Below are 26,714 nucleotides of genomic sequence, written 5' to 3'. Positions count from 1 at the left end.
GGGCGGTGATCGCTGATGAACGCCGCCCCAATTGCCAGCTTGCGCCAACCAGATCGCGTCAGTGCGGGGATGGGGCTGATGGTGCTGTTCTGCATCATCGCGCCGCTGATCGATGTCGCTGCGAAGCTGGCCGCACAGACGGTGCCGGTGGGCACAGTCACGCTGGCCCGCTTTGTCGTGCAGGCGCTGCTGATCGCGCCTTTGGTCTGGGCGCTGCACCTGCCGATGGCGATCCCGCGCGCGGCGCTGGGCCTGTCGGTTGCCTGCGCGGTGCTGTCGATCGTCTCGACGCTCAGCTTTGTCGGCGCGGTCAAGGTGATGCCGATTGCCGACGCCCTTGCCATCGCCTTTGTCGAGCCGTTCATCATCCTGCTGATTGGCTGGGCGGTCCTGAAGGAACAGGTCGGCCCGCGCCGCCTGGCCGCCGCCGGGATCGGCTTTGCCGGGGCACTGCTGGTCATCCAGCCCTCGTTCGCGCGGTTCGGGCTGACGGCGGTGCTGCCGCTGATCACCGCCGCCTCATTCGCGCTTTACATGTTGGTCACGCGGCATCTGACGCGGTTCGTGCATCCGGTGCCGATGCAGATGCAGACGGCGCTGATCGCGGTGCCGCTGACGCTGGCGGTGCTGGGCGTCGGCGGCGCGCTGAACGTCCCGGCGCTGACCCTGCACGCGCCGCAGGGCATCGACTGGATCTGGTGCGCAGGCGTCGGGATCTTCGCCACCGCCAGCCATGTCGCGATGGCCTATGCGCTGCGCTTTGCGCCCTCGGCCACGCTGGCCCCGCTGCACCATCTTGAGATTGTGACCGCCACCGCCTTCGGCTGGCTGGTGTTTGGCGATTTCCCCGCGGGCACAGTGTGGGCCGGGATCGCGGTGATCGTCGGATCGGGGCTTTACGTCATCTGGCGCGAAGGCCAAGCCCGTCCAGCGCCACCGCCAGCATAGCTTTCGGCAAGATCACCAGCACATCGCCGGTCATCGACAAGGCCACCGGCCCGACCGCCCGGTTCGACGTGCCGACCCGCCCCGAGGGCGTCATCTCGATCCCGTCGATGGGCCAGTTCAGCCCCACCGACCGCCCCCGCACCACGCCCATCGGCCAGAGCGAGACCCGCGTATCTTTTGGCACCGCCAGTGCCAATTCCTTCGGTGCGCGAAAGATCAGATCCTCGCCGCCGATCAGCACAACGGGGCGCGGGTCGTGGCACAGGACGGTCAGCGCCGCCAAAGCGTGATCCATGCGCGGCCCGGTAAAGCCCACCGCCAGCACGAAGGGCGCGTCAATCCGGCGCAGACATTTGGCGAAATCGGTGCTGTCCTGCTCAGCCACCGGATGTTGGCGCGCCTGCGGGATCGCCGCGCGCGCTGCCGCGCTGATGGAATCGAAATCGCCGATCACCGCCTCGGGCATCAGGCCCAGGTCCAGCGCCGCATCGGCCCCGCCATCGGCCGCCACCACCACCGGCGCGATCCCCCGCGCCAGCGCAACGTCAGCCGCATCAACCGCCCCGCCCCCGATCAGCGTAACGCCGCGATCCGTGCGAATGATCATTCCTCGCCCCGGCCGACGCCGTGGAACAGGCGTTTGAAGGGCAGCACCCACAGAAAGCCCAGGCCGACATAGACCGCCAGCTCGGCCCAGAACGGCAGCCGACCAAAGCGGCCATCGGCCCAGTTCACAAGGCTGACCGCCGCCACGATGTAAAGCGGCATCCAGATCACCAGCACGACAAGCGCCAGCCGTTTGCGGGTTTTCAGATCAAGCGCCATGACGGCCCTCCTGTTGCAGCGCGTCGCATGTGGCGGCGTGGGACGCTCCGCGGGGGATATTTATGCCAAGAAGAATGGCCTTTCTTCTTGGACCAAATATCCCCGCCGGAGGCATCCGTCGCCGTCAACGGCGCCTTAGTCGACAAAGGGGTCACGCACCAGAATGGTGTCGTCGCGTTCGGGACTGGTCGACAGCAGCGCCACCGGGCACTGGATCAGTTCCTCGACGCGGCGGACATATTTGATCGCCGCCGCCGGAAGATCCGCCCAGGAGCGCGCGCCCTGGGTCGATTCCTGCCAGCCCTCCATTTCCTCATAGATGGGCGTCACCTTGGCTTGCAGCGCGGCGGCGGTCGGCAAGTAGTCATATTGCACGCCGTCGATTTCATAGCCCACGCAGATCTTCAGCGTCTCGAACCCGTCCAGCACGTCCAGCTTGGTCAGCGCGATGCCGTTGACGCCGGAAATCGCGCAGGTCTGGCGCACCAGCACCGCATCGAACCAGCCGCAGCGGCGTTTGCGGCCGGTGACGGTGCCGAACTCATGCCCGCGTTCGCCCAGCCGCTGACCATCGGCGTCATGCAGTTCGGTCGGGAACGGTCCTTCGCCGACACGGGTCGTATAGGCCTTGACGATGCCCAGCACGAAGCCGATGGCCGACGGCCCCATGCCGGTGCCGGTCGCGGCCATGCCCGACATCGTGGTCGAGGATGTGACATAGGGATAGGTGCCGAAATCGATGTCCAGCAGGCTGCCCTGCGCGCCCTCGAACAGGATGCGTTTGCCGGCACGGCGTTCCTCGTCCAGGACTTTCCAGACCGGCGCGGCAAAGGGCAGCAGTTTCGGCGCGATCTCCATCAGGCGGGCCTTCAGATCGGCGCGGTCGATGGGGGTGGCGCCCAGGCCCGCGCGCAGGGCGTCATGATGGGCCAGCAGGCGATCAAGACGGGCGTCCAGCGTTTCCTCATCGCCCAGATCGGCCAGGCGGATGGTGCGGCGGCCCACCTTGTCCTCATAGGCCGGGCCAATGCCGCGCCCGGTGGTGCCGATGCGCGCCGCGCCCGCGGCCTCTTCGCGCAGCTTGTCCAGATCCTGATGCAGCGGCAGGATCAGCGGCGTGTTTTCGGCAATGATCAGGTTGTCGGTGCCGATCTTGACGCCCTGCGCCGCCAGCTTGTCGATCTCGGCAAACAGCGCCCAAGGGTCCAGCACCACGCCATTGCCGATCACCGCCAGCTTGCCGGGGCGCACGATCCCCGAGGGCAGCAGCGACAGTTTGAACACCTGATTGCCGATGACCAGCGTGTGCCCGGCATTGTGGCCGCCCTGAAAGCGCGCGATCACATCGGCGCGTTCCGACAGCCAGTCGACGATCTTGCCCTTGCCCTCGTCGCCCCATTGCGCGCCAACGACCACCACATTTGCCATATCTGCCGTCCTTTCGGTCAAACCCCGTGATCTATAACGAGCCTCGGCGCGGTGGGAAAGGGCAGACCGGGCCTGCGGCGCGGCAAGGCGGGAAAGGGTTGCGCGGGCCGACCGATGGGCCTAGATAGGCGCGTCATTCCAACAAGGGGCTGTCTGCCGTGGAAAACGTCGTTCTGACCATTCTTCTGATTCTGGCCGTGCTGCTGATCGGCGTGGTTCTGATCCAGCGGTCGGAAGGCGGCGGTCTGGGCATGGGTGGCGGATCGGGCGTGATGACCGGGCGGCAGGCGGCCAATGCGCTGACCCGCGCGACCTGGATTCTGGGTGCGGGCTTCATGGCGGCGGCTTTGGCGATGACGATCATCGCGGCGCGCAATGCCGCCGGTGTGTCGGTGGTCGACCGGATCGTCGACAGCGCCCCGGCCACCCCGGCGCCTGCCCCGGCCAGCGACGGGCTGATCCAGCTGGCCCCGCCGCGCAGCGACGCGCCGCTGACCCCGCCCCCGGCCGAGGACGCGGCGGCAGCGCCTGCGCCGGTTGCACCGGTCGAGACGGCGCCCGCCACCCCGGCACCCGCTGCGCCCGGCAACTGATCCACAAGAGCTTGGCCTGTATCGCGGGCCGGTGACTATCCCTTGCGTTCCCGTTGCGGGGCGGGCGCGAATCTGTTATGTCTTGTCTCCCGTGATGGTTGGCCTTCGCGCCTGCCGAAATCCTGATTTTTCGCTTCACGGGGGCCCCTGCCATGGCAAGATATGTGTTCATTACCGGGGGCGTGGTGTCGTCGTTGGGCAAGGGCCTGGCCTCGGCGGCGCTTGGCGCGCTGTTGCAGGCGCGCGGCTATACCGTGCGGCTGCGCAAGCTGGACCCCTATCTGAACGTCGATCCCGGCACCATGTCGCCCTTTGAACATGGCGAGGTCTTCGTGACCGATGACGGCGCGGAAACCGACCTGGACCTGGGCCATTACGAACGCTTCACCGGGGTTCACGCCCGCAAGACCGATTCCATCAGCTCGGGCCGGATCTATTCCAACGTGCTGGAAAAGGAACGGCGTGGCGCCTATCTGGGCAAGACGATCCAGGTGATCCCGCATGTCACCAATGAAATCAAGGACTTCCTGTCCATCGGCGATGATGAGGTCGATTTCATGCTGTGCGAGATCGGCGGCACGGTGGGCGACATCGAGGGCCTGCCCTTCTTCGAGGCGATCCGCCAGTTCATCCACGAACGCCCGCGCGGCGAATGTATCCTGATGCATCTGACACTGCTGCCCTATCTGCGCGCCAGTGGTGAGCTGAAGACAAAGCCGACCCAGCACAGCGTCAAGGAACTGCAATCCATCGGCCTTGCGCCGGATGTGCTGGTCTGCCGGTCGGAGCACCCGATCCCCGACAAGGAACGCGCCAAGATCGCGCTGTTCTGCAACGTGCGACCCGATGCGGTAATCCCGGCCTATGACCTGAAGTCGATCTATGAGGCGCCGCTGGCCTATCACCGCGCGGGTCTGGATCAGGCGGTGCTGGACGCCTTCGGCATTCGCCCCGCGCCGCGCCCCGATCTGTCGCGGTGGGAAGACGTGATGGACCGGCTGACCCATGCCGAGGGCAAGGTGCGCATCGCCATCGTCGGCAAGTACACCCAGCTTGAGGACGCCTATAAATCCATCGCCGAGGCGCTGACGCATGGCGGCATGGCTAACCGTGTGCGGGTCAAGGCCGACTGGATCGCCGCCGAGGATATCGAGGCCGAGGGCGGCATTCACCTGCTGGACGGCTATCACGGCATCCTGGTGCCCGGCGGCTTTGGCGAACGCGGCACCGAGGGCATGATCGCCGCCGCCCGCTATGCGCGCGAGCGCAAGGTGCCCTATTTCGGCATCTGTCTGGGGATGCAGATGGCGGTGATCGAGGCCGCGCGCAACCTGGCGGGGATCGAGGATGCCGGTTCCGAAGAGTTCGACCATGAGGCCGGCGAGACCCGCTTTACCCCCATCGTCTATCACCTGAAGGAATGGGTGCAGGGCAATTACACCGTGCAGCGCAAGGTCGATGACGACAAGGGCGGCACGATGCGGCTGGGCGCCTATAGCGCGGTGCTGACGCCGGGATCGCGGATCAGCGGGATCTATGATGGCGCGGTCGAGATCGAGGACCGCCACCGCCATCGCTATGAGGTGGATGGCCGTTACCGCGACCAGCTTGAGGCCGTGGGCCTGCGGTTTTCCGGCATGTCGCCCGATGGTCGCCTGCCCGAGGTGGTCGAGTATGCCGATCATCCCTGGTTCATCGGCGTGCAGGCCCATCCCGAACTGAAGTCGAAACCCTTCAGCCCCGCGCCCCTGTTTGCCGATTTCGTGCGCGCCGCGAAAGAGAATGAGCGGATGGTCTAGACGCCTGCGGCAGGCGGGGGGCGGCGGTCGTCGCCCGAACCTGCCGGATGCCTCGGGGTCTTGGCAGCTTGCCTTTGTTCGGCGGACATGTCGGCCTGAGCGCGACAAGCTCTTTCGCGCAGCCGGGGACAAAGGGCCGCGTGCCCCGTCAGCCGCCCAGCCATGATCGACAGCGGCCAAGCCGCCAAGCACTGACCCGCTGGCCGCCTTGAAGCACGGCGCACCGCTGGGTCGCCCGACGGCACCGGGGGCCGAGCGGAACACGCCGCAGCCCTGCGACCACGGCGGGGGTGGCCTTTGCGACGGTGGCGACCTAGGCTTGGCGTGGCCGCGTGATCGCACGGCGAATGCCAAACGGCGGCCCTGACTGACCACGAGCGAAAGGAAGCCGATGTTGAACCCTGACCTGCCGCTGGTGTTGCGCGTGATCCTTGTGGCGCTGCCGCTTCTGGCCTCGGCCTATGGATTCGCGACCGGATCGATCCTGCTGGGGGTGATCGGCATTGCTGTGGGCGGCTGGCTGTTCAACCGGCTGTTCCTGCTCGGCGCCCCAGCCGACGACCGCCCCATCGACCGCGACCACGATCTTTAGGGGCTGCGCTTGTCGCCTGGCGGCACATGGTCGGGCGGGCCGATGGCGTTGCCAACATGAGGCGCGGGACGGTCGCGTGAACCAGCGGGCAATCCAACTGTCGCTTGGTCCCGCTGTCGTTCGCCGCACACCGCGGGCCGTTGTTCGCCCCCGCGCAGGATGTGGGCCAGCCCTGACACTGATGAGGCCACGCGCGCGACGGCCCACCGGTGATGCAGCATGGCCTTGGCCGATGCGCGGTTGAGGTGGCCGCACGCCGGTGCCGGCCGCAAGGGGCGCAAGTTGACCAGTTGGCAGGTGCGGCGCGTATCTGGGACAGCACCGGGGGCGACGGGCCGTTCGCCATGAAAGCGTGGTTGATCGCCACCGAGCCACCGGCAATAAGACGCGGCGTCTGCGCGGTTCGCGTGGCGACCCCGGCTAACCCCTGTCTGATCTCAATGAGCCAGTCGCGGGCAGCGACGAAGAAGACGAAGCCCATCAAGCTGGTGGCGGCATTCGCGCAGCGGCGGGCTGGCCTGGACCCCGGGTTCATCCGTGAGCGTCCCGCACAAGGCGCCCGGGTCGCAGGCCGCATCGGCGATGACCTGGCGCACACCGGCAAGCTTCTCTCAGGTCGTCGGCCTGCCGGCTGTCGGGATGAGCCGCGCCGGGGAGCCCGGAAATATCAACGGCAGTGTGGATCTTCCTCATCAGGCTGCCACGCGAACGCGCAATGAAATGACGCCGAGGCTCCGGGGCCTGCCATTGCCATCTTCGCCTCGCGGGGGCAGTGGATCCAGCGCGCCACAGTGGCGGGCTGCTCTGGTGGTCATCCTCGCCATGCGGCCATCATGATCAGCGTTCCCGAGATTTGGGATCATCCGGTGATGCGCTTTCGCCATGCACGCGCTTGATCCCTCATGTGTTCCGGTGCCGAAGCGCCCTCGATACCCATGTCTCGCGCGCAGTGGGTCCGAGCGGTTTCGATGCAACACCAAGCGGGTGGCGGCCCATGGCGCGCGCGCAATGAAGCGCACCGTCTGACGGGCTCGTGTTATGCACCAGTGCATGTCCCGCCCCGCGCGCTGACGATGCGCAGGGCCAACACCGGTGCCGCGCGAGTGGCAATCCTGCCCCCGCGCCTTTGATCTGTCCTTCCCGGTCAGGGCGCCGATGCGGCGCGTCGGCGCTGAATCCCCCTATAGATACCCCTGCGCGCGAAAGCTGATTTCGCGGCTTTTGCCGATGATGATGTGGTCATGCAGCACGAGGCCCAGCACCTCGGCGCCCTGGCGGATGCGGTCGGTCATTGCCAGATCCTGTTCGGATGGCGTCGGATCGCCGGAGGGATGGTTGTGGACCAGGATCAGCGCCGAGGCGTTCAGCTCCAACCCGCGCTTGATCACCTCACGCGGGTAGACGGGGACGTGATCGACGGTGCCACGGGCCTGCTCCTCATCCGCGATCAGGACGTTCTTGCGATCCAGATAGAGCACCCGGAACTGTTCGATATCGCGATGCGCCATGGCGGTGTGGCAATAATCAAGCAGCGCCGCCCATGAGGTCAGCACCGGGCGCTGCATGACCCGTGCGCGGGCCAGGCGTTGTGCCGCGGCCTCGACGACTTTCAGTTCGGTGATGACGGCCTCGCCCACACCCGGCACCTCGGCCAGACGGGAGGGTGCGGCGCTGATGACGCGACCGAAATCACCGAACGCCTCGATCAGGTGGCGTGCCAGCGGCTTGACGTCCTGGCGGGGAATGGCGCGAAACAGCACCAGTTCCAGCAGTTCGTAATCCGGCATCGCCCCGGCCCCGCCGTCGCGAAACCGGTCGCGCAGCCGCGCCCGGTGATCGCGCAGGTAGGAGGGCAGCCTTCCGCCGGGGACCGCCGCAACCCCCTCTGCGCCGCGAAACAGCGGCAAGGGCGGCTCGGAAAGGGCGCGATTCGGGTCCATGGCCCAGACTTGCCCGAAAATCCTTTCCAAAGGCTTAACACGCGATGTCGAAATCCTGCTACACAACTGCCACAGAGGCGCGTTAGATCAAGCCGACCCGCCATGACCGCGCAGGAGACCGCGATGACCGACGACACCCCCGCCGCAGCCGCCAATCTGGACTGGCTGGAGGCCGAACTGGCCGACACGCTGGACGAGGATTTCGAGATCGAGCTGGAAGACGCGGTGCTGTCGCAGGAGATCAAGAAGATTTACCGCGAGACCCATCCCGAAACGATCCCGCGGCCACAGTATTTCAGCGCGCTGCTGCGGCTTCAGGCCGAGCTGATCAAGATGCAGGACTGGGTGCAGGCCAGTGGCGAAAAGATCGTGGTGCTGTTCGAGGGCCGCGACAGCGCCGGCAAGGGCGGCGCGATCAAGCGCATCACCCAGCGCCTGAACCCGCGGGTGGCGCGCGTGGTGGCGCTGCCGGCGCCCTCGGACCGGGAAAAGACGCAATGGTATTTCCAGCGCTATGTGCCGCATCTGCCCGCTGCGGGCGAAATGGTGCTGTTCGACCGGTCCTGGTATAACCGCGCAGGCGTCGAGCGGGTGATGGGCTTCGCCAGCGAGGATCAGGTCGAGCAGTTCTTCAACGACGTCCCCGAGTTCGAGCGGATGCTGGTGCGGTCGGGCATCCGGCTGATCAAATACTGGTTCTCGATAACCGATGAGGAACAGCAGATGCGGTTCCTGATGCGCATCCATGACCCGATGAAGCAGTGGAAACTGTCGCCGATGGACCTGCAAAGCCGGGTGCGCTGGGAACAGTATACCAAGGCCAAGGAGGAAATGCTGGCGCGCACCAACATTCCCGAGGCGCCGTGGTATATCGTTGAAGGCAATGACAAAAAGCGCGCGCGGCTGAACGTGATGGACCACCTGCTGAGCCAGGTGCCCTATGCCGAGGTGCCGCATGATCCGATCACCCTGCCCGAGCGGGTGTTCAACCCCGAGTATGAACGCGAGGTGCTGCCGCGCGACCTGTATGTGCCGCAGAAATATTGACCAGGGCGGATGCGTATTTGGACAAGAAAGAAGGTGCGGACATGGCAAAGGGTTACTGGATCGGGCATGTGACAGTGGCGGATGCCGACGCCTATGAGGCCTATCGGCAGGCCAATGCGGCGGCTTTCGCGCGGTTTGGCGGGCGGTTTCTGGTGCGCGGCGGCGATCAGACCGTGGTCGAGGGCGACCTGCGTCCGCGCGCCGTGGTGATCGAGTTTCCCAGCCTTGAGGCCGCGCGCGCCTGTTACGACAGCCCCGAATATCAGGCGGCACTGGCGCTGCGCCGACCGGTCAGCCATGCCGATCTGGCGATCGTCGAGGGCTGGGAGGCGCCGGCGTGACGGGTTGCGGGTAAGAAAACGTTAACACATTAAAAAGGTTAGACTTTTAGCAGACAGCTTGACAGATGCCGGACAAGCGTCCACAGACGTGGCAACGGCGCTGTCGCCCCTGCCCAACCGGAGCCACCATGAGCCACGACCAGAACGGTCTGCCTGTCAACCTGACTGACCTTGCCGACAAATACGGTTCGGACAAGGGGTCGGCCAAGCACCACTATACCGAACTCTACCATATGCTGTTCCACCCCTATCGCGACCAGCCGATCCGGTTTCTGGAAATGGGGCTGTGCATCGGCGGGCCGGAACATGGGGTCGATGCCGACCGGCAGACGACCGACGCGCCCTCGGTCCGGATGTGGCTTGAGTTCTTTCCCAAGGCCGCCATCCATGGCCTTGATGTGTCGGATTTTTCCTGGCTGAAAGCCGACCGCTTTACGTTTTTCCGCTGCGACATGGACAAGCGCGAAAACATCGCCGCCACGATGAAGGATCAGGCGCCGTTCGACATCATCATCGACGATGCCAGCCACGCCAGCCACCATCAGCAATTCGCCTTTCTCGAACTGTTCCCCAAGCTGAAATCCGGCGGGCTGTACATCATCGAGGATCTGCGCTGGCAGCCCAAGACCTATGAGCGGCCGGGCATCACCAAGACCGCCGAACTGTTCCAAAGCTGGCTGCACGACCGACGGTTCAGCCACAGCGATCCGGGCCTGGCGGCCGAGTTCAACGCGCTTGCACCGCAGATGTCGGGCGTTTTCGTTCACCAGGCGCGGTTCCAGAAGAAACGCTCCGATCAGGTTGTGGTCATTCACAAACGCTGATAGGCGCATCCCCGTCCGAAAATCAGGAAGAAACATGGCTCAGGATTACATCGTCAAGGATATCGCGCTGGCCGGATATGGCCGCAAGGAACTGGATATCGCGGAAACCGAAATGCCGGGCCTGATGGCGCTGCGGGCGGAATATGGTGATGCCAAGCCGCTGAAGGGCGCACGGATTGCCGGTTCGCTGCACATGACCATCCAGACCGCCGTGCTGATCGAAACGCTGGTGGCTTTGGGGGCCGATGTCCGCTGGGCCTCGTGCAACATCTTCTCGACGCAGGACCATGCGGCGGCAGCGATTGCCGAAGCGGGCGTGCCGGTGTTCGCCATCAAGGGCGAGACGCTGGAAGATTACTGGACCTATACCGACAAGATCTTCCAGTTCGCGGATGGCACCGCGAACATGATCCTGGACGATGGCGGCGATGCGACGCTGTATATCCTGCTGGGCGCGCGGGTCGAGGCCGGGGAAACCGGGCTGATCGACAACCCGACCAGCGAAGAGGAAATCTGCCTGTTCAACCAGATCAAGAAGCGCCTGGCCGCCAGCCCCGGCTGGTTCACCAAGCAGCGCGACGCGATCAAGGGTGTCTCCGAGGAGACCACCACGGGCGTTCACCGTCTGTATGACCTGCACAAGAAGGGCCTGTTGCCCTTCCCGGCGATCAACGTCAACGACAGCGTGACCAAGTCGAAGTTCGACAACAAATACGGCTGCAAGGAATCGCTGGTCGACGGCATCCGCCGCGCCACCGATGTGATGATGGCGGGCAAGGTCGCCGTGGTCTGCGGCTATGGCGACGTCGGCAAAGGCTCGGCGGCGTCGCTGCGTGGCGCAGGTGCGCGCGTGAAAGTGACCGAGGTTGACCCGATCTGCGCCCTGCAAGCCGCGATGGACGGGTTCGAGGTCGTGGTGCTGGAAGATGTCGCGGGCAGCGCCGACATCTTCATCACCACCACCGGCAACAAGGACGTCATCCGGCTGGAGCATATGCGCGCCATGAAGGACATGGCGATCGTCGGCAACATCGGCCATTTCGACAACGAAATTCAGGTTGCCGCGCTGAAGAACCACAAATGGACCAACATCAAGGACCAGGTGGACATGATCGAGATGCCCTCGGGCGCGCGGATCATCCTGCTGTCCGAAGGCCGCCTGCTGAACCTGGGCAATGCCACCGGGCACCCCAGCTTCGTGATGTCGGCCAGCTTCACCAACCAGGTGCTGGCCCAGATCGAGCTGTGGACCAAGGGCAACGAATACCAGCCCGGCGTCTATATCCTGCCCAAGGCGCTGGATGAAAAGGTCGCGCGGCTGCATCTGGAAAAGATCGGCGTCAAGCTGACCACCCTGTCCAAGGATCAGGCCGATTATATCGGCGTGACGCCCGAAGGCCCCTTCAAATCCGACCATTACCGGTATTGAGATCATGAGCGAATACAGCCTTTTCACCTCGGAATCCGTGTCCGAGGGCCATCCCGACAAGATCGCGGACCAGATTTCCGATGCCGTGCTGGACGCGATCATCGCCCAGGATCCGCGCGCCCGCGTGGCCTGCGAAACCATGGTCAAGACCGGTGTCGCCATCATCTCGGGCGAGATCACGACTTCGGCCTGGGTCGATCTGGAATCGATCGTGCGCGGCGTCATCAATGACATCGGCTATACCTCGTCCGAGGTGGGCTTTGACGGCTCGACCTGTTCGGTGATCAACATCATCGGCAAGCAGTCGCCCGACATCAACCAGGGCGTCGACCGCGCCAATCTTGAGGATCAGGGCGCGGGCGACCAGGGCTTGATGTTCGGCTATGCCAGCGATGAGACCGACGTGCTGATGCCGGCGCCGATCACCTATTCGCACCGGCTGGTGGAACGTCAGTCACTGGTGCGGCGCGACGGCACCCTGCCGTGGCTGCGCCCGGACGCGAAATCGCAGGTCACGCTGCGCTATGATGACAACGGCCAGCCCGCCGCCATCGACGCGGTGGTGCTGTCGACCCAGCACAACCCTGAAATCACGCTGAAAGACCTGCGTGAAGCGGTGATGGAGGAGATCATCAAGCCGGTGCTGCCGGCGGCCTGGATGAGCAAGGACACCAAGTTCTTCATCAACCCGACCGGCAATTTCGTGATCGGCGGGCCGGTGGGCGACTGTGGTCTGACCGGGCGCAAGATCATCGTCGACAGCTATGGCGGCATGGCGCGCCACGGCGGCGGCGCGTTCTCGGGGAAAGACCCGTCCAAGGTGGACCGTTCCGCCGCCTATGCGGGCCGCTGGATCGCCAAGAACATCGTCGCCGCGGGCCTGGCCAAGCGCTGCGAGATCCAGGTGAGCTATGCCATCGGTGAGGCGCAGCCGACCTCGATTTCGGTGAACACTTTCGGCACCGAGACCGTGGCCCCGGCCAAGATCGTGGCCGCCGTGCGCGAGGTCTTTGACCTGCGCCCGTTCGCGATCATCCGCGACCTGGACCTGCTGCATCCGATCTATCGCCCGACCGCCAGCTATGGCCATTTCGGCCGCGATCCCTATGCGCTGAACGGCGCGACGGCGTTCACCTGGGAACGCACCGATCGGGTGGACGCGCTGAAAGCCGCCGCGCGCTGATCCCTGGGTGGTGAGGGGGCTACCGCCCCCTCTGGGCCTTTGGCCCATTCACCCCTGCGGATATTTTCGCCAAGAAGGAAGGGCGTCAGCCCGTCAGCAAGGCCGCGATCATCGCGGCCTTTTTGGCGACCAGATCGGCGTCACCGCGCGATTCGACATTCAGGCGCAGCAGCGCTTCGGTGTTGGAATTGCGCAGGTTCAGCCGCCAATGTCCGAAGTCCAGGCTGAGGCCGTCCAGATCGTCGCGCGCGGGTTTCTCGGCGGCGAAATGCGCGATGATCCGGTCGCGCGCGGCGGCGGGATCGGAGTGGCGAAAGTTGATCTCACCCGATGAGGGGAAGGCGCTGCGGCTGGCCTGCACCAGATCCGCGAGACTGCGGCCGCTGTGACCGATCAGCGCCGCGACCAGAAGCCACGGGATCATGCCGCTGTCGCAGAACATGAAGTCGCGGAAATAGTGATGCGCCGACAATTCACCGCCATAGACGGCGTTTTCGCGTCGCATCGCGGCCTTCAGATAGGCGTGGCCGGTGGGTGCGGCGACGGCCCGGCCACCGGCCGCGGCCACGGCGGTGGTGGTCGCGTAAAGCGCGCGCGGGTCGTGGATGATCGTGGCCCCCGGATGGCGCGCCAGCATCGCCTGCGCCAGCAGAGCCACCACCTGCTCGCCCGGCACGAAGCGGCCCAGGTGATCGAACAGAAAGCAGCGGTCGAAATCGCCATCCAGCGCGACGCCGAAATCCGCCCCCTGCGCGATCACAGCTTGGCCTGTGACCGGCTGATTTTCGGGCAGAAGCGGGTTCGGGATGCCGTTCGGGAAGGTCGGATCGGGCGTGTCAAACATCGGCAGAAGCATCAGCGGGCTGCCCGCGCCGGCCAAGGCATCGCCAAGTGCGGCCAGTGCAGGCCCCGCCGCGCCATTGCCGCAATTGACCACCACCTTCAGCGGCGGCAGGCGCTGCGCATCGACGAAGGACAGAACCCGAGCGACATATGCCCCCCGCAGATCGGGCGCTGCGGTGCAACTGCCGCCCGGCGCATCGGGGACGCCCTCACCGGCCTCGGCAAGGGCACGGATCGGGGCCAGGTCGGCCAGCGGCGCCGCGCCCCGCCCGACCAGCTTCATGCCGTTGTCCGTGATCGGATTGTGCGAGGCGGTGATGCAGATCCCGGCGTCCGCGCCGGTGTGATCGGTGGCGAAATAGACCTCCTCCGTGCCGCAAAGCCCAAGGTCGATCACCTGCACCCCGGCCCGCACAAGCGCCGCCACCGCCGCCTGCGCAAGGTCGGGCGAGGATGGGCGCGGGTCGCGGCCGATCACCACCCGCCGCGCGGCCAGATGCCCGGCCAGCGCACGCGCGATCCGGGCCGCGATCTCAGGCGTCAGATCGCGCCCCAGGCGACCGCGAATGTCATAGGCCTTGAAACAATCCAGCCGCATCTTGCCCCCTTGGCTGCGCCCCTGCTTGCCCCTATCTTTGCCCGATGTTCGCATCCCTTCTCAATCAGCTTCTGGGCCGCGAGGCCGCCCCCGACGCCCTTCCGGGCGAGGCCGCCGAACAGGCTTTGGCCGCGCTTTTGGTGCGCGTCGCCCGCGCCGATGGCCATTATGACGACGATGAGCGCGCGCATCTGTTGCAGATCATCGCCAGCCGTAACGGCTTCAGCCCCACCGATGCCGAAGTATTCCTGGCCGAGGCCGAAGCCGCCGAGGCGCGCGCCGCAGATACCGTCAGCTTCACCCGCGACATCAAGGCCGGCATCCCGCTGGACGAACGCGCCCAAGTGCTGCGCGCGATGTGGTCTTTGGCACTGGCCGATGCCAACCGCGACCCGGATGAGGATCAGATCCTGCGCCTGACCGCGGGCCTCCTGGGCCTGACCGACCGCGATTCGGCGCTTGCGCGGCAGCAGGCTGCGGCGGATCTGGGGTTGGCCTGACCGCCCATGCCACAGGAAGCCGTTGCATTCCGGGCGGGAATCGTCCCCTATGGCAAAAATGACGATGGCCGGACCCGTGACTGATACCCCTGTTCTTGAAATCCGCGACCTGCACAAATCCTACGGCGACCTCGAGGTGCTGAAGGGTGTGTCGATCTGCGCCCGCAGGGGCCAGGTCATCAGCCTGATCGGCAGCTCCGGTTCAGGCAAGTCCACGCTTTTGCGCTGCGCCAACCTGCTGGAGGACAGCCAGCAAGGCGACGTCCTGTTCGAGGGCGAGGCCGTGCGCTGGAAGGGAACGGGGCTGCGCCGCCATCCTGCCGACCGCGCCCAGATCACACGCTTTCGCACCAACCTGTCGATGGTGTTCCAGCAGTTCAACCTGTGGTCGCACATGACCATCCTGCAAAACGTGATGGAGGCGCCGGTCACCGTGTTGGGGCAGAACCCGGCCGAGGTCGAACCCCGCGCCCGCGCCCTGCTGGCCAAGGTCGGCATCGGCGACAAGGCCGAGGCCTGGCCCGCGCAACTGTCGGGCGGCCAGCAACAGCGCGCCGCCATTGCCCGCGCGCTATGCATGGAACCGCGCGCGCTGCTGTTCGACGAGCCGACCAGTGCGCTGGACCCCGAATTGCAGCAAGAGGTCGTCAAGGTCATCAAGGATCTGGCGGGCGAACATCGCACCATGCTGCTGGTCACCCACGACATGCGCCTTGCCGCCGATGTGTCCGATCACGTCGTTTTTCTGCACAAGGGCCGCATCGAGGAGGAAGGCCCGCCCGACCGGCTGTTCGGCGCGCCGCAGACCGACCGGCTAAAGCAATTCCTCAGCGCCACCATGGCCGTCTGAGGCGATAACAAAACCACCAACGGGAGTTCACAATGAAAAAACTGATCCTGACCGCCGCCGCTTTTGCGATGATGATGGGTGCTGCGCAGGCGCAGACCGTGCGCATGGGCACCGAGGGCGCCTACCCTCCCTACAACTTCATCAACGACAAGGGCGAGGTCGACGGCTTTGAACGCGAGCTGGGCGATGAGCTGTGCAAGCGCGCAGCGCTGGACTGCACCTGGGTCAAGAACGACTGGGATTCGATCATTCCGAACCTGGTGTCGTCGAACTATGACACCATCCTGGCCGGCATGAACATCAACGAAGAGCGCAAGAAGGTGATCCAGTTCACCCAGAACTATCTGCCGCCGGTGCCCTCGGCCTATGTGGGCCTTAAGGCCGATGTCGACGTCAAGACCGGCATCGTGGCGGCGCAGACCTCGACCATCCAGGCGGGCTATGTCGCGGAATCGGGCGCCAAGCTGGTGGAATATGCGACCGCCGATGAAACCATCGCCGCCGTCCGCAACGGCGAGGCCGATGCGGTCTTTGCCGACAAGGACTTCCTTGTGCCCTTCGTCAACGATTCCAAGGGCGAGCTGACCTTTGTCGGCGAGGATGTCGTGCTGGGCGAAGGCGTCGGCATGGGCCTGCGCCAGTCCGACACCGAACTGAAGGACAAGTTCGATGTCGCCATCGCCGAGATGAAAAAGGACGGCTCCCTGAACACGATGATCAAGAAATGGTTTGGCGACGACGCCGCGACCTTTGAATGATCTGACAGAGGAATGCGGCCCCCGCCGGTCGGGGGCCGTGATCTGACATGCTTTCCAGTTGCGCCGATCCCTCTGCCCTGCATGGGCTGTCCTGGCTGGTCTGTTATCTGACCACCGGCAAGCAAATGATGTTCTACACCTCGTTCGGGGTGGTGCTGGCGCTGCTGGCCGTGACCGCGCCGATCGCGCTGGCCTTCGGCTTTGGCGGGGCGATGGCTGCGCGGTCGCAGATCGCGCCGCTGCGCTGGTTCGGCAAGGGCTATACCGCGATGGTGCGCGGGGTGCCCGACATCATCTTCTTCCTGTTCGTGCCGATCGCCCTGGATCAGGGGCTGGAATATCTGCGCCACAAGGTGAAATGCCCCGATTGGGATGCCCCGGTGCGGCAGGGCAACGATTTCGTGGTCTGCGCCCAGGCCAAGCTGCCGCTGGCGACGTCCGCCCCTTGGGTGCATGATCTCTATGCCGTGGCGATGGCGGTGCTGGCCTTCTCCATCGTCTTTGGCGCCTTTGCCGCGAACGTGCTTTATGGCGCGATGAATGCGGTGCCGCGCGCGCAACTTGAAACCGCCGAGGCCTATGGCATGTCGCGCGCCCAGGTCAGCCGTCGGGTGCTGATCCCGCAGATGTGGATCTATGCGCTGCCGGGTCTGTCGAACCTGTGGATGATCCTGATCAAGGCGACGCCGCTTCTGTTCATCCTCGGGATCACGGATGTGGTCTATTGGGCGCGCGAACTGGGGGGCGCCAAGACCTCGGCCTTTGACTATCCCCATCCTGATTGGCGGCTTTACTATTTCCTGGTGCTGCTGGTGTTTTACCTCGCGATGACCTGGGTTTCGGAAAAGGGCTTTGCCCGACTGTCGGCGCGGCTGTCGCGCGGGCAGGCGACCGCCGCGGGCGAAGCGATGCGAAAGGCCGGGCTATGAGCTGCACCCAGACCATTCTGGATTACGGGCTGCGGTCCGTCGGCATCGGCGAACGGCTGCTGCCGCGATCCGATTTCACCCTGTGCCAGCAATTCACGCTGATCGGCTCGGGGATGATCTGGAACATCTATTTCGGCATCGTGGCGCTGGCCTTCGGCTTTTTCCTGGCCAATGCGCTGGCCCTGGCCAAGGCCAGCCGCAACCCCTGGCTGCGCAAGCCCGCCGAGTGGTTCATCTTCATCTTTCGCGGCAGCCCTTTGTTCATCCAGTTCTTCCTGGCCTATGAGGCGCTGGTGCTGCTGCCGCGCGCGGGCATCGACGTGTTCGGCATCACCGTGCAGACAAGCTGGATGACAAAGGCTTGGGCGGGGGCGCTGTTCGTGCTGTTCCTGAATACCGCCGCCTATTCCGCCGAGATCTTCCACGGCGCCCTGATGTCGGTGCCCAAGGGCGATCTGGAGGCCGCCGATGCCTATGGCCTGACCGGCTGGACACGGTTCCGCCGCATCGTCTGGCCGACGATGATGCGCCTGGCCTGGCCCTCTTACACGAACGAGGCGATCTTTCTGTTCCACGCCACGACGCTGGTGTTCTTTTCCGGCTTCCCCGCCTTTCAGCAAAAGGGCGATGCGCTGTATTACGCCAAGTATTTCGCAGACAAGACCTTTGACCCCTTCATCCCCTATCCGATCGTTGCTTTCTATTTCATCCTGCTCACGCTGGTGCTGATTGCGATTTTCGGATGGGCGAACCGGCGGCTGAACCGCCATATGCCGGGGGCACGCCCCCGCCTGAAGGTTCGCCCGCAACTGATCAGGTGATCTATGCAATGGCTGATGGACCATCCCGAGGTCCGCACGATCCGTGTCGCCGCCGCCGATCTGAACGGCGTGGCGCGCGGTAAACGCATTCCCGCGCGATTCGCCGAAAAGGTGTTCACCGACGGCACGCGCTTCCCGTTCTCGGTCATGAACCTGGACATCTGGGGCGAGGATATCGAGGACAGCCCGCTGGTCTTTGAATCGGGTGATGTCGATGGCGTGCTGATGCCGACCGAACGCGGCTTCATGCCGATGCCCTGGCTTGAGGCGCCGACCGCGCTGTTGCCGATCTGGATGTTCCACATGGATGGCCGCCCTTATGACGGCGATCCACGTCAGGCGTTGGCGCGCGTGGCCGACCGTTACCGCGCCCTGGGCCTGACCCCGGTGGTCGCGACCGAGCTTGAGTTCTTTCTGATCGACGATTCTGGCACCAATCTGCGCGTGCCCCCCAGCCCGCGTTCCGGCAAGCGCCGCACCGGCGGCGAGATCCTGTCGCTGCGGGCGCTGGATGCCTTTGACCGCTTTTTCACCGCGCTTTACGACGCCTGCGAGGTGATGGACATTCCCGCCGATACCGCCATTTCCGAGGCCGGGCCGGGCCAGTTCGAGATCAACCTGATGCATCAGGCCGATGCGCTGAAGGCCGCCGACGATGCCTGGCTGTTCAAGATGCTGGTCAAGGGCGTGGCGCGCCAGCACGGCTTTGCCGCCAGCTTCATGGCCAAGCCCTATGACATCTGGTCGGGCAACGGGATGCACACGCATTTCTCGGTGCTGGACCGGGCGGGCAAGAACATCTTCGACGATGGCACCGAACAGGGGTCTGACCGGCTGCGGCAGGCGGTGGCCGGGTGTCTGGCGGCGATCGACGGCTCGACACTGATCTTTGCCCCGCATGAAAACAGCTATGACCGGCTGGTGCCGAATGCCCATGCCCCCACCGGGATCGGCTGGGCCTATGAAAACCGCACGGCGGCGCTGCGCATTCCGGCCTCGGGTCCGGCGGCGCGGCGGATCGAACATCGGGTCGCGGGCGGCGATGTGAATCCCTATCTGATGCACGCGGCCATTCTGGGGGCGGCGCTGATCGGGCTTGAGGACCGGATGCAGGCCCCCGCGCCGATCAACGGCAACGCCTATAACCAGGGCCTGCCGCAGATACCCGGCACCTGGGGCGGCGCGCTGACCGCTTTCGAGACCTGCCCGCTGGTGCGGCGGATCTTCTCGGATGAGCTGGTCACCAACTATCTGATGACCAAGCGGCAAGAGATTCACTATATGGCCGAACTGTCGGATGCCGAGACGGTGGAGCTGTATCTGGATACGGTTTAGGCGGCGGGCCAGTCGCGCGCCGTCTCCTTCGCCAGCAGACCCTCTAACAGCGCCAGCCGTTGCGGCGCGAAATCGCCGGTCAACACGGCAAGGCCGGTCATCTCGCGCACGAAGAACTGGCGAAAGTCGGCACGTTCGCCGCACCAGGCCAGCAGCTTGACGCCCTGCGGCGGATGCACCAGCACCAGCGGCAGCACCGCGCGCTGGCTGGTGCGGCCTGACAGGTCGGTATAGCCAAAGCCGACCGGCCGACAGTCGCGGATCGCATCATGCAGCAGCGCCAGATCAGCGGCGCCCGCCGGGGGCGCATCGGCCCGCCAGACCTGCGCGGGCCGCACATCCAGCCGCTGATAAAGCCGCGCCAGAAGCGCCGCCTCGGGGTCGGTCATCGCCAGGCGGTCGATGGTGGCCTGCGCCACCGCCTTGGCCACGGGATCGCCGCGATGCCCGGCCAACGCCAGCCCACGCAGCGCCGCATCGCGCAGGTCGGCGTCGATGGGGGGCAGCGCCTCAGCGACGGCGGCGCTGCCACGCCCACCCCAGCCGATCAGCGCGGCGGCACCGGCCAGTCGGCCTGCAAGGCCACGTCGCGTCATTCCGCCTGTTCGATCTTCTGCCATCGCGCTCACCTCGGTTCAGGGTCAGCCCTGTCAAGGCAGCCATCATAAAGGGCTTGCGGCCCGTCGTGCCCCACCCCACACAGATTATCCCGCGCTGTCGCGCCGCCGCATCAGTCGGCCCCGGTGAGCGCGGTTGACGGGGTGGCCCGAACCCCCTTGCGAAAACCACCCCAAGGCGATAGTCAGGGGCCGTCGCGGGTGTAGCTCAATGGTAGAGCCGCAGCTTCCCAAGCTGATGACGAGGGTTCGATTCCCTTCACCCGCTCCATCCCCCACTTTTCAGGACGGCGCGGCGGCTTGATTGCAGCCTTGCGTTTTGGCATGGCGGTGGTGTTCCTATTCGACACCCGTGAAAGGCATCCCATGACCCAGATCCAACGCATCGAATGCGGCCCGCGCATGAGCCAGGCCGTCGTCTTCAACGGCATCGCCTATCTGGCCGGTCAGGTCGGCGCGCCGGGCGCACCGGCCGCCGATCAGACCCGTGCCGTGCTGGCCGAGATCGACCGCCTGCTGGCCGCCGCCGGCACCGACAAGACCCGCATCCTGACCGCGCAGATCTGGCTGGCCGACATGGCCGATTTCGCGGCGATGAACGGCGTCTGGGATGAATGGGTGCCCGCTGGCCACTGCCCCGCGCGCTATACCGGCGAGGCGAAGCTGGCCACCGCCGATTACAAGGTGGAAATCATCGTCACCGCCGCGCTGTAAGGGCTGCGGCGGACGCTCCGCGGGGGATATTTGGGCCAAGAAGAAAGCGCATCGCGCAAAGCCTGCCCCCGCGTGGGCTATCCCTTGGCGGCGGCGGCGTGTTCGCGCAGCCGGGCGATCATCGCGCGCAACCCGTTTGACCGTTGCGCCGACAGGTGATCGTTCAGCCCCAGCCGCGCCAATTCGGCGGGCGCGTCGATCGCCAGGGCCTGTTCGACCGTGGTGCCCGCGTAAAGTGCGTGCAGCACGGCAATCAGGCCACGCACGATCAGCGCATCGGACGTGCCGTCGAAATCCATCCGCGCGCCCGCGCCCTGACCGGTGATGCGCGGAAACAGCCAGACCTGGCTGGTGCAGCCATCGACCTTGTTGGCGGGAACGCACAAAGCCGGGTCAAGATCGGGCATCGCCTTGCCCAATTCGATCACATGGCGATAGCGATCCTCCCAGTCGTCAAGGAAATCGAAGGTCTCGACAAGATCGGCAAAGGCTTCTGTCGTCGTCATGGCGGCTCTCCTTTGGTTCGTGCCTAAGGCGGCAGGCCGGGCTTTTCAATGGCACGGCGATCGGTTAGCCATGATCGAAAGCCACAGGAGCCGTCGATGAAAGCCCCGCTGATCCCTGCCCTTGTTGTTGCACTGGCCATTGCTGGCACGCTGTCGGGCTGTTCGCGGATCAGCGAAAGCCGGTTCAATCCGCTGAACTGGTTCGGCAGCTCCGAGCCGGTGGCGGCGACGCTGGCGCCCGAGGGCGGCTATGCCCAGGCCGCCGAGGATCACCGCCAGCCTGCCGCCCAGATCACCCGGATGGATCTTCAGCGCGTCAGCGGTGGGGCGGTGCTGCTGGTCACCGGCGTTGCGCCTTCGCTGGGCTGGTGGGATGCTGAACTGGTGCCCGCCGAGGTCAGCGACCGGCCGGTCGACGGCACGCTGGCCTATCGGCTGATGATCGCGGCCCCGCGCCCCGGTAGCGCCGACGCGTCCCGCGCCGGCACCCAGCAAACGCGCGAGATCATCGTGCAGCACTTCATTTCCGAGGTGAAGCTGGCGCAGGTCAATCGGCTGGTGGTCGAGGGCGCGAATGGCGCCCGCAGCATGCGGCGCTGATCAGCCGCCCACCTCGACCACGCGCACCGTCGTGCCCTTGGCCGACAGCGCCAGTTCGCCCCGGCACAGCCGCAGCGCATCCTGGCCAAAGACCTCATGCCGCCAGCCGTGCAGCGCGGCCAGATCCCGCCGCCCCGCCGCCAGCCCGTCCAGATCCGAGGCGCTGGCGATCAGCTTGGCTGCGACGCCCGATTCTTCGGACTTGGCTTTCAGCAGCACCCGCAACAGGTCGGCCAGTGCGCCATTGCCCTGCATCTGCGGGCCGTCATCCTCGGGCTTGGGCAGCGCGGTCTGCGGCACGGCCATGCCCGCCGTCACCGCCGCGATGATGCCATCGGCAATGTCACCCTTGCGCGCCTCGCGCAAGAGCAGCCGGGCGCGCGACAGGTCATCGGCGCTTTGCGGCCGGGTCGAGGCCAGTTCCAGCAGCGCATCATCCTTGAACACGCGCGAGCGCGGCACATCGCGCGACTGGGCATAGCGTTCGCGGAAGGCCGCCAGTTCGCGCAGTACCGCCATGAAGCGGCCTGACTGGGTGCGGGTCTTGACGCGCTGCCAGGCCTCATCGGGGCGTGTGATATAGGTCTCGGGGTTCAGAAGGATCGCTTCTTCTTCCTCCAGCCAGTGCTGGCGGCCCGATTTCACCAGTTCGCGCGACAGATGTTCGTAGATCACCCGCAGATGCGTGACATCGGCCAAGGCGTAATCCAGTTGTGCGGGCGTCAGCGGGCGGCGCGACCAATCGGTAAAGCGCGAGGTCTTGTCGAGGCTGGCCCGCGCGATCTTTTTCACCAGCGTTTCATAGCTGACCTGATCGCCGAACCCCGCCACCATCGCCGCAAGCTGCGTGTCAAACAGCGGCACCGGAAAGACGCCCGCATCGTGGTGAAAGATCTCCAGATCCTGCCGCGCGGCATGGAACACCTTGACCGTGCCGGGATGGCGGAACAGGTCATACAAGGGTTCAAGCGACAGCTTGCCCGCGATCGGATCGACGATCACCGCCTCGCCATGGGCGGCCACGCCATCGGCACCCGGCAGCGCCATCTGGATCAGGCAGAGCTTCGACCAATAGGTGCGTTCGCGCAGGAACTCGGTGTCGATGGTGACATAGGGCCGGGTCTTGGCGGTCTGGCAAAAGGCGGCCAGGCCTTCGGTCGTGGTAATAATGTCCATGCGCATCCCTTGGGCGGGGTCATCCCGCAAGGGCGGTTTAGGCCAGCCGGGGGGGCTTGAAAAGCCCCCGGTCACGATCGCGTGTCACAGGTCGATCGGCGGGGTCGTTCTGAAGGGGGCCAGCGGATCGGCCGGACCCTCGGGCGCGGGCGGCAGATCAGGCAGCTCGGGTGCGGGCGGCGCACCCGGCTTGCGGCGGATCAGGATGTCGCCATTGGCCAGACGCTCGGGCGCCTGATAATTGCCGATGTCGTCGATCAGCACCCCCAGCCGGTCAAAGGTCGGCGCCATCGCATCCGCCAACAGGCCCATGTCGCGGGTGATATTGTCCAGATGCGGGGCGGCATCGCGCAGCATCTGGTCAAACAACCCGCCGATCAGCCGGTCGATCAGGCCGGGCGGCTCGGGCTGGACGGGCTCGGCACCGGCGGGCTGTGCCGCCAGCAGCAGCGCCAGCATCATGGCCGTGGCATCACGTTTCAGGGTCATTCGGTCCCCCTTCCCTTCTCCGGACGCGGGGCGCGCCCAGGCCTGAATATAGGCGCCCGGTGCGGCGCTTCACAGGTCGATGTCCAGCACCACGGGATAGTGATCCGAGGCCAGCCGCAGCGCCTGCGCCAGGGCCGGGTCGGTGTGCATGTCAGGGTCAAGGATCTGCCAATGCGGGCGATGGCGGGCCAGATCGGGCGAGATCAGGATATAGTCCAGCAGCGCCGCGAACATCCCGTCGGGGGCATCCGACAGATCGGGGCGGTGAAAACGCGCGCTGACCGGGGCCGGGTGGCGGCCCTGCCGCGCGGCTTCAGCATGGGGGTCGTGCAGGCGAAGGGAGGCGGGGCCATCTGCGCCCATCACCACCTCGACCGTCGAGAGGCCAAGCGCGGCCTCGACCCGATCATGGCCGGGGCCGTCATTCAGATCGCCCATGACGATCAGCGGCTGGTTCTGGCGCAACAGCGCGTCGATCCGGGCGCGCAGCCACAAGGCCTGCGCCAGTTGCAGCCGACCATTGCGCGCCGCGCGGCGCAGCGCATCCTCGGCCGAGGTCGCGCCATGCGGGGCCTTGGATTTCACATGCGCCCCGATCAGCCGAAGTCGCATTCCGCGCGCAGTGGTCAGCGCCAGTTCCAGCGGCGGTTTGGAAAAGCGGATGCGGCCAGGCTGGCCGATTTCAGGGACCAGCCGCGCGGGATCGGGCTGATAGTCGCCATCAAAGCGGGGGGCGCGCGCCGTGGGATCGCGGCGCCCCTGCGGATCGTGACGGGCGCGCAGCACCCGCGCGTCATGGAGAAAGGCGATTTCCTGCTGAGTGCCGTTCAGAAAGCCACGCACCGCGCGCCGCGCCCGCAGCCCATGGGCGCGGGCAAAGCGGCCCAGCAGGTGCCGGGTGTCGCGGCTGATGGTGCCGCCATCCAGCCGTGTGTCTGGGGCCTCGATCACCATCACCCCATCCGCATCCAGATGCCGCAGCACCTTCGCGATCGCGGCGATCTGGTCGCGCGCGGCAACGCCCGGCAGGCCGCCCGGACCGTCATCCGCCCGCAGCCGACCTTCGGAATCAAACAGGCTGTCGAACCAGGCGATGTTCCAACTGACCAGCCGCACCAGCCTAGCCCGCGCTGACCGGCTGCGGCGCGGCTGCGCGGATCGCCTCCCAGGCGCGGTTCAGGGCCTGGGTGCGAACCTCGGCCAGCCGCACCGCCTCGGGGGGCAGGCCGCGCGCGAAGGCGCGGTCGGGATGCGCCTCGCGCACCAGCTCGCGCCAGCGGGCGCGCGCCGCTTCAAGCCCGGCGTCATCATCCAGGCCCAGCACATGCCAGGGGTCGGGGTCGGCCTCGGGCACGAAACTGGCACGCAGGCGGCGGAAACAGCGATCCGACAGGCCGAAATGCCGCGCCACCTCGGCCAGAAAGGCATCCTCGGCCTCATTGTAGTCACCATCGGCCAAGGCGATGAAGAACAGCCCCTCCATCACGTCCTCAAGCACGCCTTCACAGGCATCGCCGGGGGCGAACATCGCGCCGATCTTGCGGGCGTAATAATCGAAACCCGCCACATCGGCGCGCGCCAGGTTGAAGACGCGGGCGGCGTTGACCTCCTCGCCTGGCGGGATGGTAAAGACCTGGCGAAAGGCCGTGACCTCATCGCGGGTGACGCGGCCATCGGCCTTGGCCATCTTGGCGCCAAGCGCGATGACGGCGATGGTAAAGCCGACGCTGCGTTCGGGCGGCGTGCGCAGCCGGTCGAACACCGCCGACAGCCCCTCGCCCCGACCAAGTGCGGCCAGGGCGCCGGCCAGACGCGACCAGATGGATTCGGGGGCGGGCAAGGTGGTGGTCATGGCCTGATCCTAAAACGCCGGGACGGGGAATGTCACAGGCATTTCTGCATCAGCACCAGATCCAGCCAGCGGCCGAACTTGCGCCCGACCTGCGGCATCCGCCCGGTTTCAGCATAGCCAAGCGCGGCGTGAAAGCGCAGCGCGGCCTGGTTTTCGCCGCTGATCCCGGCGACCATCACATGCACGCCACCGTCCCGCGCCCGCCCCTCAAGCGCAGTCATCAGCGCGCGGCCGACGCCGTGGGCCTGGGCGGCGGGATCGACGATGATCGTGTGCTCATGGGCGTGAACATAGCCATTGCCACCCCGAAACTGCGCGCAGGTGGCATGGCCTGCGACACGGCCATCCACCTCGGCCACCAGAAACCAGGGGCGCTCAGCGATCATCGCCGCCAGATCGGAAAGGCTTTTCTCCTCGCTGGAAAAGGTGATGGTCGTCGTGCGGATCAGCGGGTTCCAATAGGCGGCGATGGCGGGGGCATCGGCTGCGGTCGCGTCGCGCAGGATCACAGCCAGACCAGCCCGTTGGGCGTGTCGATGGCAGCGCGCAGCCCGGCCGGGCCGGGCGTCACGCGGATGCGCGGATCGGCCAGCCCCAGACCCAGGGCCAGATCGTCGGCACGCGGATGGCTGACCTCAAGCGCCGCAAGCCGACAGCCCGCATCGGGCAGCCGCGCGGCCGGATGCGGCCCGCCCAGCCAGTCGATCAGCGCCGGATGGCATCCGTCAAATGGCATCACGCCGCTGTCGCTGACCCCGATCCGCCAGCAAAGATCACCCCGGCTGACCTCGACCGCGCGGCCCGCGCCGCTGGCGGCCAGCCGCGCGTCAAGATCGTCGCAGGCCGCCACCCAGCCCGCCAGGCGCGGCGCGCCCGAAAACCCGTCCAGCCCGAACCACCGCGCCCGTCCGGGCGGCGGTGCAGCGGGGTCGATGGCGATCACCTCCAGATATTCGCCCGGCCCCAGCGACAACAGCCGGTTGTGGGTGCCCATCACGCCGTGCTGCCCACCGGGCGCCAAGGTCACGCCAAGCGCCGCCTCGACCCAGGCCATCCCCTCGGCCAGGGAGGCCGCCGCCACTGCCACATGATCCAACCGCATGACCGCACCCCTTTCTTCTTGGCCCAAATATTCCGCAGGGCTAAGCGGCGCGCAAGCGCCGCGAGGGGGGGCGCG

At 66.1% G+C, this 26,714-nt stretch carries 30 protein-coding genes and 1 tRNA gene; 18 read left to right on the top strand and 13 right to left on the bottom strand.

Translation table 11 applies throughout. The annotated features are described in order from the left end of the window. The first annotated feature begins 15 nt into the window (after window positions 1-15). Window positions 16-948 carry a DMT family transporter gene (locus tag ACEYYA_RS04030; RefSeq protein ID WP_374797834.1) on the top strand — a complete coding sequence of 311 codons (933 nt, stop codon included), beginning with the start codon at window positions 16-18 and terminating at the stop codon, window positions 946-948. On the opposite strand, the gene ACEYYA_RS04025 is transcribed toward ACEYYA_RS04030, so the two are convergent. From ACEYYA_RS04025 to ACEYYA_RS04015, 3 genes are all read right to left on the bottom strand, one after another. After that, the gene (locus ACEYYA_RS04025; RefSeq protein ID WP_374797832.1) at window positions 902-1,555 is read right to left on the bottom strand and encodes a thiamine diphosphokinase; all 654 of its coding nucleotides are present in this window, start codon (window positions 1,553-1,555) and stop codon (window positions 902-904) included. The two genes, ACEYYA_RS04030 and ACEYYA_RS04025, sit on opposite strands and share 47 nt — an antisense overlap. After that, on the bottom strand, window positions 1,552-1,773 hold the full coding sequence (locus tag ACEYYA_RS04020) for a DUF2842 domain-containing protein (protein WP_374797830.1): 222 nt from the start codon (window positions 1,771-1,773) through the stop codon (window positions 1,552-1,554). Before ACEYYA_RS04020 ends, ACEYYA_RS04025 begins: the two co-directional genes overlap by 4 nt. A gap of 135 nt (window positions 1,774-1,908) precedes the next feature. Next, window positions 1,909-3,201, bottom strand: coding sequence for an adenylosuccinate synthase (locus ACEYYA_RS04015; protein ID WP_374797828.1), 1,293 nt, complete (start codon window positions 3,199-3,201; stop codon window positions 1,909-1,911). Window positions 3,202-3,359: 158 nt separating this feature from the next. On the opposite strand from ACEYYA_RS04015, the gene secG reads away from it, so the two are divergent. From secG to ACEYYA_RS04000, 3 genes are all read left to right on the top strand, one after another. After that, window positions 3,360-3,794, top strand: coding sequence for a preprotein translocase subunit SecG (secG, locus tag ACEYYA_RS04010; RefSeq protein WP_374797826.1), 435 nt, complete (start codon window positions 3,360-3,362; stop codon window positions 3,792-3,794). Window positions 3,795-3,946: 152 nt separating this feature from the next. After that, window positions 3,947-5,593 (top strand): CTP synthase, encoded by a 1,647-nt coding sequence (locus tag ACEYYA_RS04005; RefSeq protein WP_374797824.1) that lies wholly within the window; start codon window positions 3,947-3,949, stop codon window positions 5,591-5,593. Between the two features lie 391 nt (window positions 5,594-5,984). Next, complete coding sequence (locus ACEYYA_RS04000) at window positions 5,985-6,185, top strand: hypothetical protein (protein ID WP_374797822.1); 201 nt, start codon at window positions 5,985-5,987, stop codon at window positions 6,183-6,185. A gap of 1,181 nt (window positions 6,186-7,366) precedes the next feature. On the opposite strand, the gene radC is transcribed toward ACEYYA_RS04000, so the two are convergent. Beyond that, window positions 7,367-8,125, bottom strand: a complete 759-nt coding sequence (radC, locus tag ACEYYA_RS03995; protein ID WP_374797820.1) for a RadC family protein — start codon at window positions 8,123-8,125, stop codon at window positions 7,367-7,369. A 123-nt stretch (window positions 8,126-8,248) separates the two neighbouring features. Between radC and ppk2 the strand changes: the two genes are divergently transcribed. From ppk2 to metK, 5 genes are all read left to right on the top strand, one after another. Then, window positions 8,249-9,172, top strand: a complete 924-nt coding sequence (ppk2, locus tag ACEYYA_RS03990) for a polyphosphate kinase 2 (protein ID WP_374797818.1) — start codon at window positions 8,249-8,251, stop codon at window positions 9,170-9,172. A gap of 41 nt (window positions 9,173-9,213) precedes the next feature. Continuing rightward, a complete protein-coding gene (locus ACEYYA_RS03985) occupies window positions 9,214-9,513 on the top strand; it encodes a DUF1330 domain-containing protein (RefSeq protein WP_374797816.1) in 300 nt (99 codons plus the stop codon). 128 nt (window positions 9,514-9,641) lie between these two features. Then, a complete protein-coding gene (locus tag ACEYYA_RS03980) occupies window positions 9,642-10,337 on the top strand; it encodes an O-methyltransferase (RefSeq protein ID WP_374797814.1) in 696 nt (231 codons plus the stop codon). Between the two features lie 34 nt (window positions 10,338-10,371). After that, window positions 10,372-11,766, top strand: a complete 1,395-nt coding sequence (gene ahcY / locus ACEYYA_RS03975) for an adenosylhomocysteinase (RefSeq protein ID WP_374797812.1) — start codon at window positions 10,372-10,374, stop codon at window positions 11,764-11,766. 4 nt (window positions 11,767-11,770) lie between these two features. Next, window positions 11,771-12,949 (top strand): methionine adenosyltransferase, encoded by a 1,179-nt coding sequence (gene metK / locus ACEYYA_RS03970; RefSeq protein ID WP_374797810.1) that lies wholly within the window; start codon window positions 11,771-11,773, stop codon window positions 12,947-12,949. Window positions 12,950-13,034: 85 nt separating this feature from the next. Here metK and ACEYYA_RS03965 read toward each other — a convergent pair whose 3' ends face one another. After that, window positions 13,035-14,390 carry a phosphohexomutase domain-containing protein gene (locus ACEYYA_RS03965; RefSeq protein WP_374797808.1) on the bottom strand — a complete coding sequence of 452 codons (1,356 nt, stop codon included), beginning with the start codon at window positions 14,388-14,390 and terminating at the stop codon, window positions 13,035-13,037. A 44-nt stretch (window positions 14,391-14,434) separates the two neighbouring features. On the opposite strand from ACEYYA_RS03965, the gene ACEYYA_RS03960 reads away from it, so the two are divergent. The 6 genes from ACEYYA_RS03960 to ACEYYA_RS03935 are packed head-to-tail and all read left to right on the top strand — an operon-like array spanning window position 14,435 to window position 19,583. Then, window positions 14,435-14,890 (top strand): tellurite resistance TerB family protein, encoded by a 456-nt coding sequence (locus tag ACEYYA_RS03960; RefSeq protein ID WP_374797806.1) that lies wholly within the window; start codon window positions 14,435-14,437, stop codon window positions 14,888-14,890. A 49-nt stretch (window positions 14,891-14,939) separates the two neighbouring features. After that, entirely contained in the window at window positions 14,940-15,740 is an 801-nt protein-coding gene (locus ACEYYA_RS03955; RefSeq protein WP_374797804.1) for an ABC transporter ATP-binding protein, read from the top strand. A 32-nt stretch (window positions 15,741-15,772) separates the two neighbouring features. Further along, window positions 15,773-16,498 (top strand): transporter substrate-binding domain-containing protein, encoded by a 726-nt coding sequence (locus ACEYYA_RS03950; RefSeq protein WP_374797802.1) that lies wholly within the window; start codon window positions 15,773-15,775, stop codon window positions 16,496-16,498. 47 nt (window positions 16,499-16,545) lie between these two features. Continuing rightward, window positions 16,546-17,427 (top strand): ABC transporter permease, encoded by an 882-nt coding sequence (locus ACEYYA_RS03945; protein ID WP_374797800.1) that lies wholly within the window; start codon window positions 16,546-16,548, stop codon window positions 17,425-17,427. Next, window positions 17,424-18,248, top strand: coding sequence for an ABC transporter permease (locus ACEYYA_RS03940; protein WP_374797798.1), 825 nt, complete (start codon window positions 17,424-17,426; stop codon window positions 18,246-18,248). The genes ACEYYA_RS03945 and ACEYYA_RS03940 overlap by 4 nt, the downstream gene beginning before the upstream one ends. A gap of 3 nt (window positions 18,249-18,251) precedes the next feature. Further along, window positions 18,252-19,583: a glutamine synthetase family protein gene (locus ACEYYA_RS03935; RefSeq protein ID WP_374797796.1), complete on the top strand. Its 1,332-nt coding sequence runs from the start codon at window positions 18,252-18,254 to the stop codon at window positions 19,581-19,583. Here ACEYYA_RS03935 and ACEYYA_RS03930 read toward each other — a convergent pair. Then, window positions 19,580-20,179: a helix-turn-helix transcriptional regulator gene (locus ACEYYA_RS03930; RefSeq protein WP_374797794.1), complete on the bottom strand. Its 600-nt coding sequence runs from the start codon at window positions 20,177-20,179 to the stop codon at window positions 19,580-19,582. The genes ACEYYA_RS03935 and ACEYYA_RS03930 overlap by 4 nt on opposite strands. A 218-nt stretch (window positions 20,180-20,397) precedes the next feature. Between ACEYYA_RS03930 and ACEYYA_RS03925 the strand changes: the two genes are divergently transcribed. Then, a tRNA-Gly gene (locus ACEYYA_RS03925) sits at window positions 20,398-20,471 on the top strand. Window positions 20,472-20,566: 95 nt separating this feature from the next. Beyond that, window positions 20,567-20,914 (top strand): RidA family protein, encoded by a 348-nt coding sequence (locus ACEYYA_RS03920; RefSeq protein ID WP_374797792.1) that lies wholly within the window; start codon window positions 20,567-20,569, stop codon window positions 20,912-20,914. A 77-nt stretch (window positions 20,915-20,991) separates the two neighbouring features. Here ACEYYA_RS03920 and ACEYYA_RS03915 read toward each other — a convergent pair whose 3' ends face one another. Continuing rightward, window positions 20,992-21,420, bottom strand: coding sequence for a SufE family protein (locus tag ACEYYA_RS03915; RefSeq protein ID WP_374797790.1), 429 nt, complete (start codon window positions 21,418-21,420; stop codon window positions 20,992-20,994). A 96-nt stretch (window positions 21,421-21,516) separates the two neighbouring features. Here ACEYYA_RS03915 and ACEYYA_RS03910 point away from each other — a divergent pair, with 96 nt between their 5' ends. Further along, window positions 21,517-22,020 (top strand): hypothetical protein, encoded by a 504-nt coding sequence (locus ACEYYA_RS03910; RefSeq protein ID WP_374797788.1) that lies wholly within the window; start codon window positions 21,517-21,519, stop codon window positions 22,018-22,020. Here ACEYYA_RS03910 and rnd read toward each other — a convergent pair whose 3' ends face one another. The 6 genes from rnd to ACEYYA_RS03880 form a co-directional block, all read right to left on the bottom strand. Then, window positions 22,021-23,196, bottom strand: a complete 1,176-nt coding sequence (rnd, locus tag ACEYYA_RS03905; protein WP_374797786.1) for a ribonuclease D — start codon at window positions 23,194-23,196, stop codon at window positions 22,021-22,023. It lies immediately after the preceding gene. 84 nt (window positions 23,197-23,280) lie between these two features. Then, complete coding sequence (locus ACEYYA_RS03900; RefSeq protein WP_374797784.1) at window positions 23,281-23,685, bottom strand: hypothetical protein; 405 nt, start codon at window positions 23,683-23,685, stop codon at window positions 23,281-23,283. A 69-nt stretch (window positions 23,686-23,754) separates the two neighbouring features. Continuing rightward, entirely contained in the window at window positions 23,755-24,801 is a 1,047-nt protein-coding gene (locus tag ACEYYA_RS03895) for an endonuclease/exonuclease/phosphatase family protein (protein ID WP_374797782.1), read from the bottom strand. A 4-nt stretch (window positions 24,802-24,805) separates the two neighbouring features. Next, entirely contained in the window at window positions 24,806-25,537 is a 732-nt protein-coding gene (locus tag ACEYYA_RS03890; protein ID WP_374797780.1) for a TerB family tellurite resistance protein, read from the bottom strand. Between the two features lie 32 nt (window positions 25,538-25,569). Continuing rightward, window positions 25,570-26,043, bottom strand: coding sequence for a GNAT family N-acetyltransferase (locus ACEYYA_RS03885; protein ID WP_374798113.1), 474 nt, complete (start codon window positions 26,041-26,043; stop codon window positions 25,570-25,572). Beyond that, complete coding sequence (locus ACEYYA_RS03880; protein WP_374797778.1) at window positions 26,043-26,639, bottom strand: VOC family protein; 597 nt, start codon at window positions 26,637-26,639, stop codon at window positions 26,043-26,045. The genes ACEYYA_RS03885 and ACEYYA_RS03880 overlap by 1 nt, the downstream gene beginning before the upstream one ends. Between the last annotated feature and the right edge of the window lie 75 nt (window positions 26,640-26,714).

It is taken from the genome of Paracoccus zhouxuedongae, assembly GCF_041927815.1.
Lineage (GTDB): Bacteria > Pseudomonadota > Alphaproteobacteria > Rhodobacterales > Rhodobacteraceae > Paracoccus.
This window is presented reverse-complemented; position numbering and strand designations above follow the sequence as displayed.

Coding starts and splice junctions, on each gene's coding strand:
- ACEYYA_RS04030 (WP_374797834.1), top strand. CDS start 16: ATGAACGCCGCCCCAATTGCCAGCTTGCGCCAACCAGATCGCGTCAGT.
- ACEYYA_RS04025 (WP_374797832.1), bottom strand. CDS start 1,555: ATGATCATTCGCACGGATCGCGGCGTTACGCTGATCGGGGGCGGGGCG.
- ACEYYA_RS04020 (WP_374797830.1), bottom strand. CDS start 1,773: ATGGCGCTTGATCTGAAAACCCGCAAACGGCTGGCGCTTGTCGTGCTG.
- ACEYYA_RS04015 (WP_374797828.1), bottom strand. CDS start 3,201: ATGGCAAATGTGGTGGTCGTTGGCGCGCAATGGGGCGACGAGGGCAAG.
- ACEYYA_RS04005 (WP_374797824.1), top strand. CDS start 3,947: ATGGCAAGATATGTGTTCATTACCGGGGGCGTGGTGTCGTCGTTGGGC.
- ACEYYA_RS04000 (WP_374797822.1), top strand. CDS start 5,985: ATGTTGAACCCTGACCTGCCGCTGGTGTTGCGCGTGATCCTTGTGGCG.
- radC (WP_374797820.1), bottom strand. CDS start 8,125: ATGGACCCGAATCGCGCCCTTTCCGAGCCGCCCTTGCCGCTGTTTCGC.
- ppk2 (WP_374797818.1), top strand. CDS start 8,249: ATGACCGACGACACCCCCGCCGCAGCCGCCAATCTGGACTGGCTGGAG.
- ACEYYA_RS03985 (WP_374797816.1), top strand. CDS start 9,214: ATGGCAAAGGGTTACTGGATCGGGCATGTGACAGTGGCGGATGCCGAC.
- ACEYYA_RS03980 (WP_374797814.1), top strand. CDS start 9,642: ATGAGCCACGACCAGAACGGTCTGCCTGTCAACCTGACTGACCTTGCC.
- ahcY (WP_374797812.1), top strand. CDS start 10,372: ATGGCTCAGGATTACATCGTCAAGGATATCGCGCTGGCCGGATATGGC.
- metK (WP_374797810.1), top strand. CDS start 11,771: ATGAGCGAATACAGCCTTTTCACCTCGGAATCCGTGTCCGAGGGCCAT.
- ACEYYA_RS03965 (WP_374797808.1), bottom strand. CDS start 14,390: ATGCGGCTGGATTGTTTCAAGGCCTATGACATTCGCGGTCGCCTGGGG.
- ACEYYA_RS03960 (WP_374797806.1), top strand. CDS start 14,435: ATGTTCGCATCCCTTCTCAATCAGCTTCTGGGCCGCGAGGCCGCCCCC.
- ACEYYA_RS03955 (WP_374797804.1), top strand. CDS start 14,940: ATGGCAAAAATGACGATGGCCGGACCCGTGACTGATACCCCTGTTCTT.
- ACEYYA_RS03950 (WP_374797802.1), top strand. CDS start 15,773: ATGAAAAAACTGATCCTGACCGCCGCCGCTTTTGCGATGATGATGGGT.
- ACEYYA_RS03945 (WP_374797800.1), top strand. CDS start 16,546: ATGCTTTCCAGTTGCGCCGATCCCTCTGCCCTGCATGGGCTGTCCTGG.
- ACEYYA_RS03940 (WP_374797798.1), top strand. CDS start 17,424: ATGAGCTGCACCCAGACCATTCTGGATTACGGGCTGCGGTCCGTCGGC.
- ACEYYA_RS03935 (WP_374797796.1), top strand. CDS start 18,252: ATGCAATGGCTGATGGACCATCCCGAGGTCCGCACGATCCGTGTCGCC.
- ACEYYA_RS03930 (WP_374797794.1), bottom strand. CDS start 20,179: ATGACGCGACGTGGCCTTGCAGGCCGACTGGCCGGTGCCGCCGCGCTG.
- ACEYYA_RS03920 (WP_374797792.1), top strand. CDS start 20,567: ATGACCCAGATCCAACGCATCGAATGCGGCCCGCGCATGAGCCAGGCC.
- ACEYYA_RS03915 (WP_374797790.1), bottom strand. CDS start 21,420: ATGACGACGACAGAAGCCTTTGCCGATCTTGTCGAGACCTTCGATTTC.
- ACEYYA_RS03910 (WP_374797788.1), top strand. CDS start 21,517: ATGAAAGCCCCGCTGATCCCTGCCCTTGTTGTTGCACTGGCCATTGCT.
- rnd (WP_374797786.1), bottom strand. CDS start 23,196: ATGGACATTATTACCACGACCGAAGGCCTGGCCGCCTTTTGCCAGACC.
- ACEYYA_RS03900 (WP_374797784.1), bottom strand. CDS start 23,685: ATGACCCTGAAACGTGATGCCACGGCCATGATGCTGGCGCTGCTGCTG.
- ACEYYA_RS03890 (WP_374797780.1), bottom strand. CDS start 25,537: ATGACCACCACCTTGCCCGCCCCCGAATCCATCTGGTCGCGTCTGGCC.
- ACEYYA_RS03880 (WP_374797778.1), bottom strand. CDS start 26,639: ATGCGGTTGGATCATGTGGCAGTGGCGGCGGCCTCCCTGGCCGAGGGG.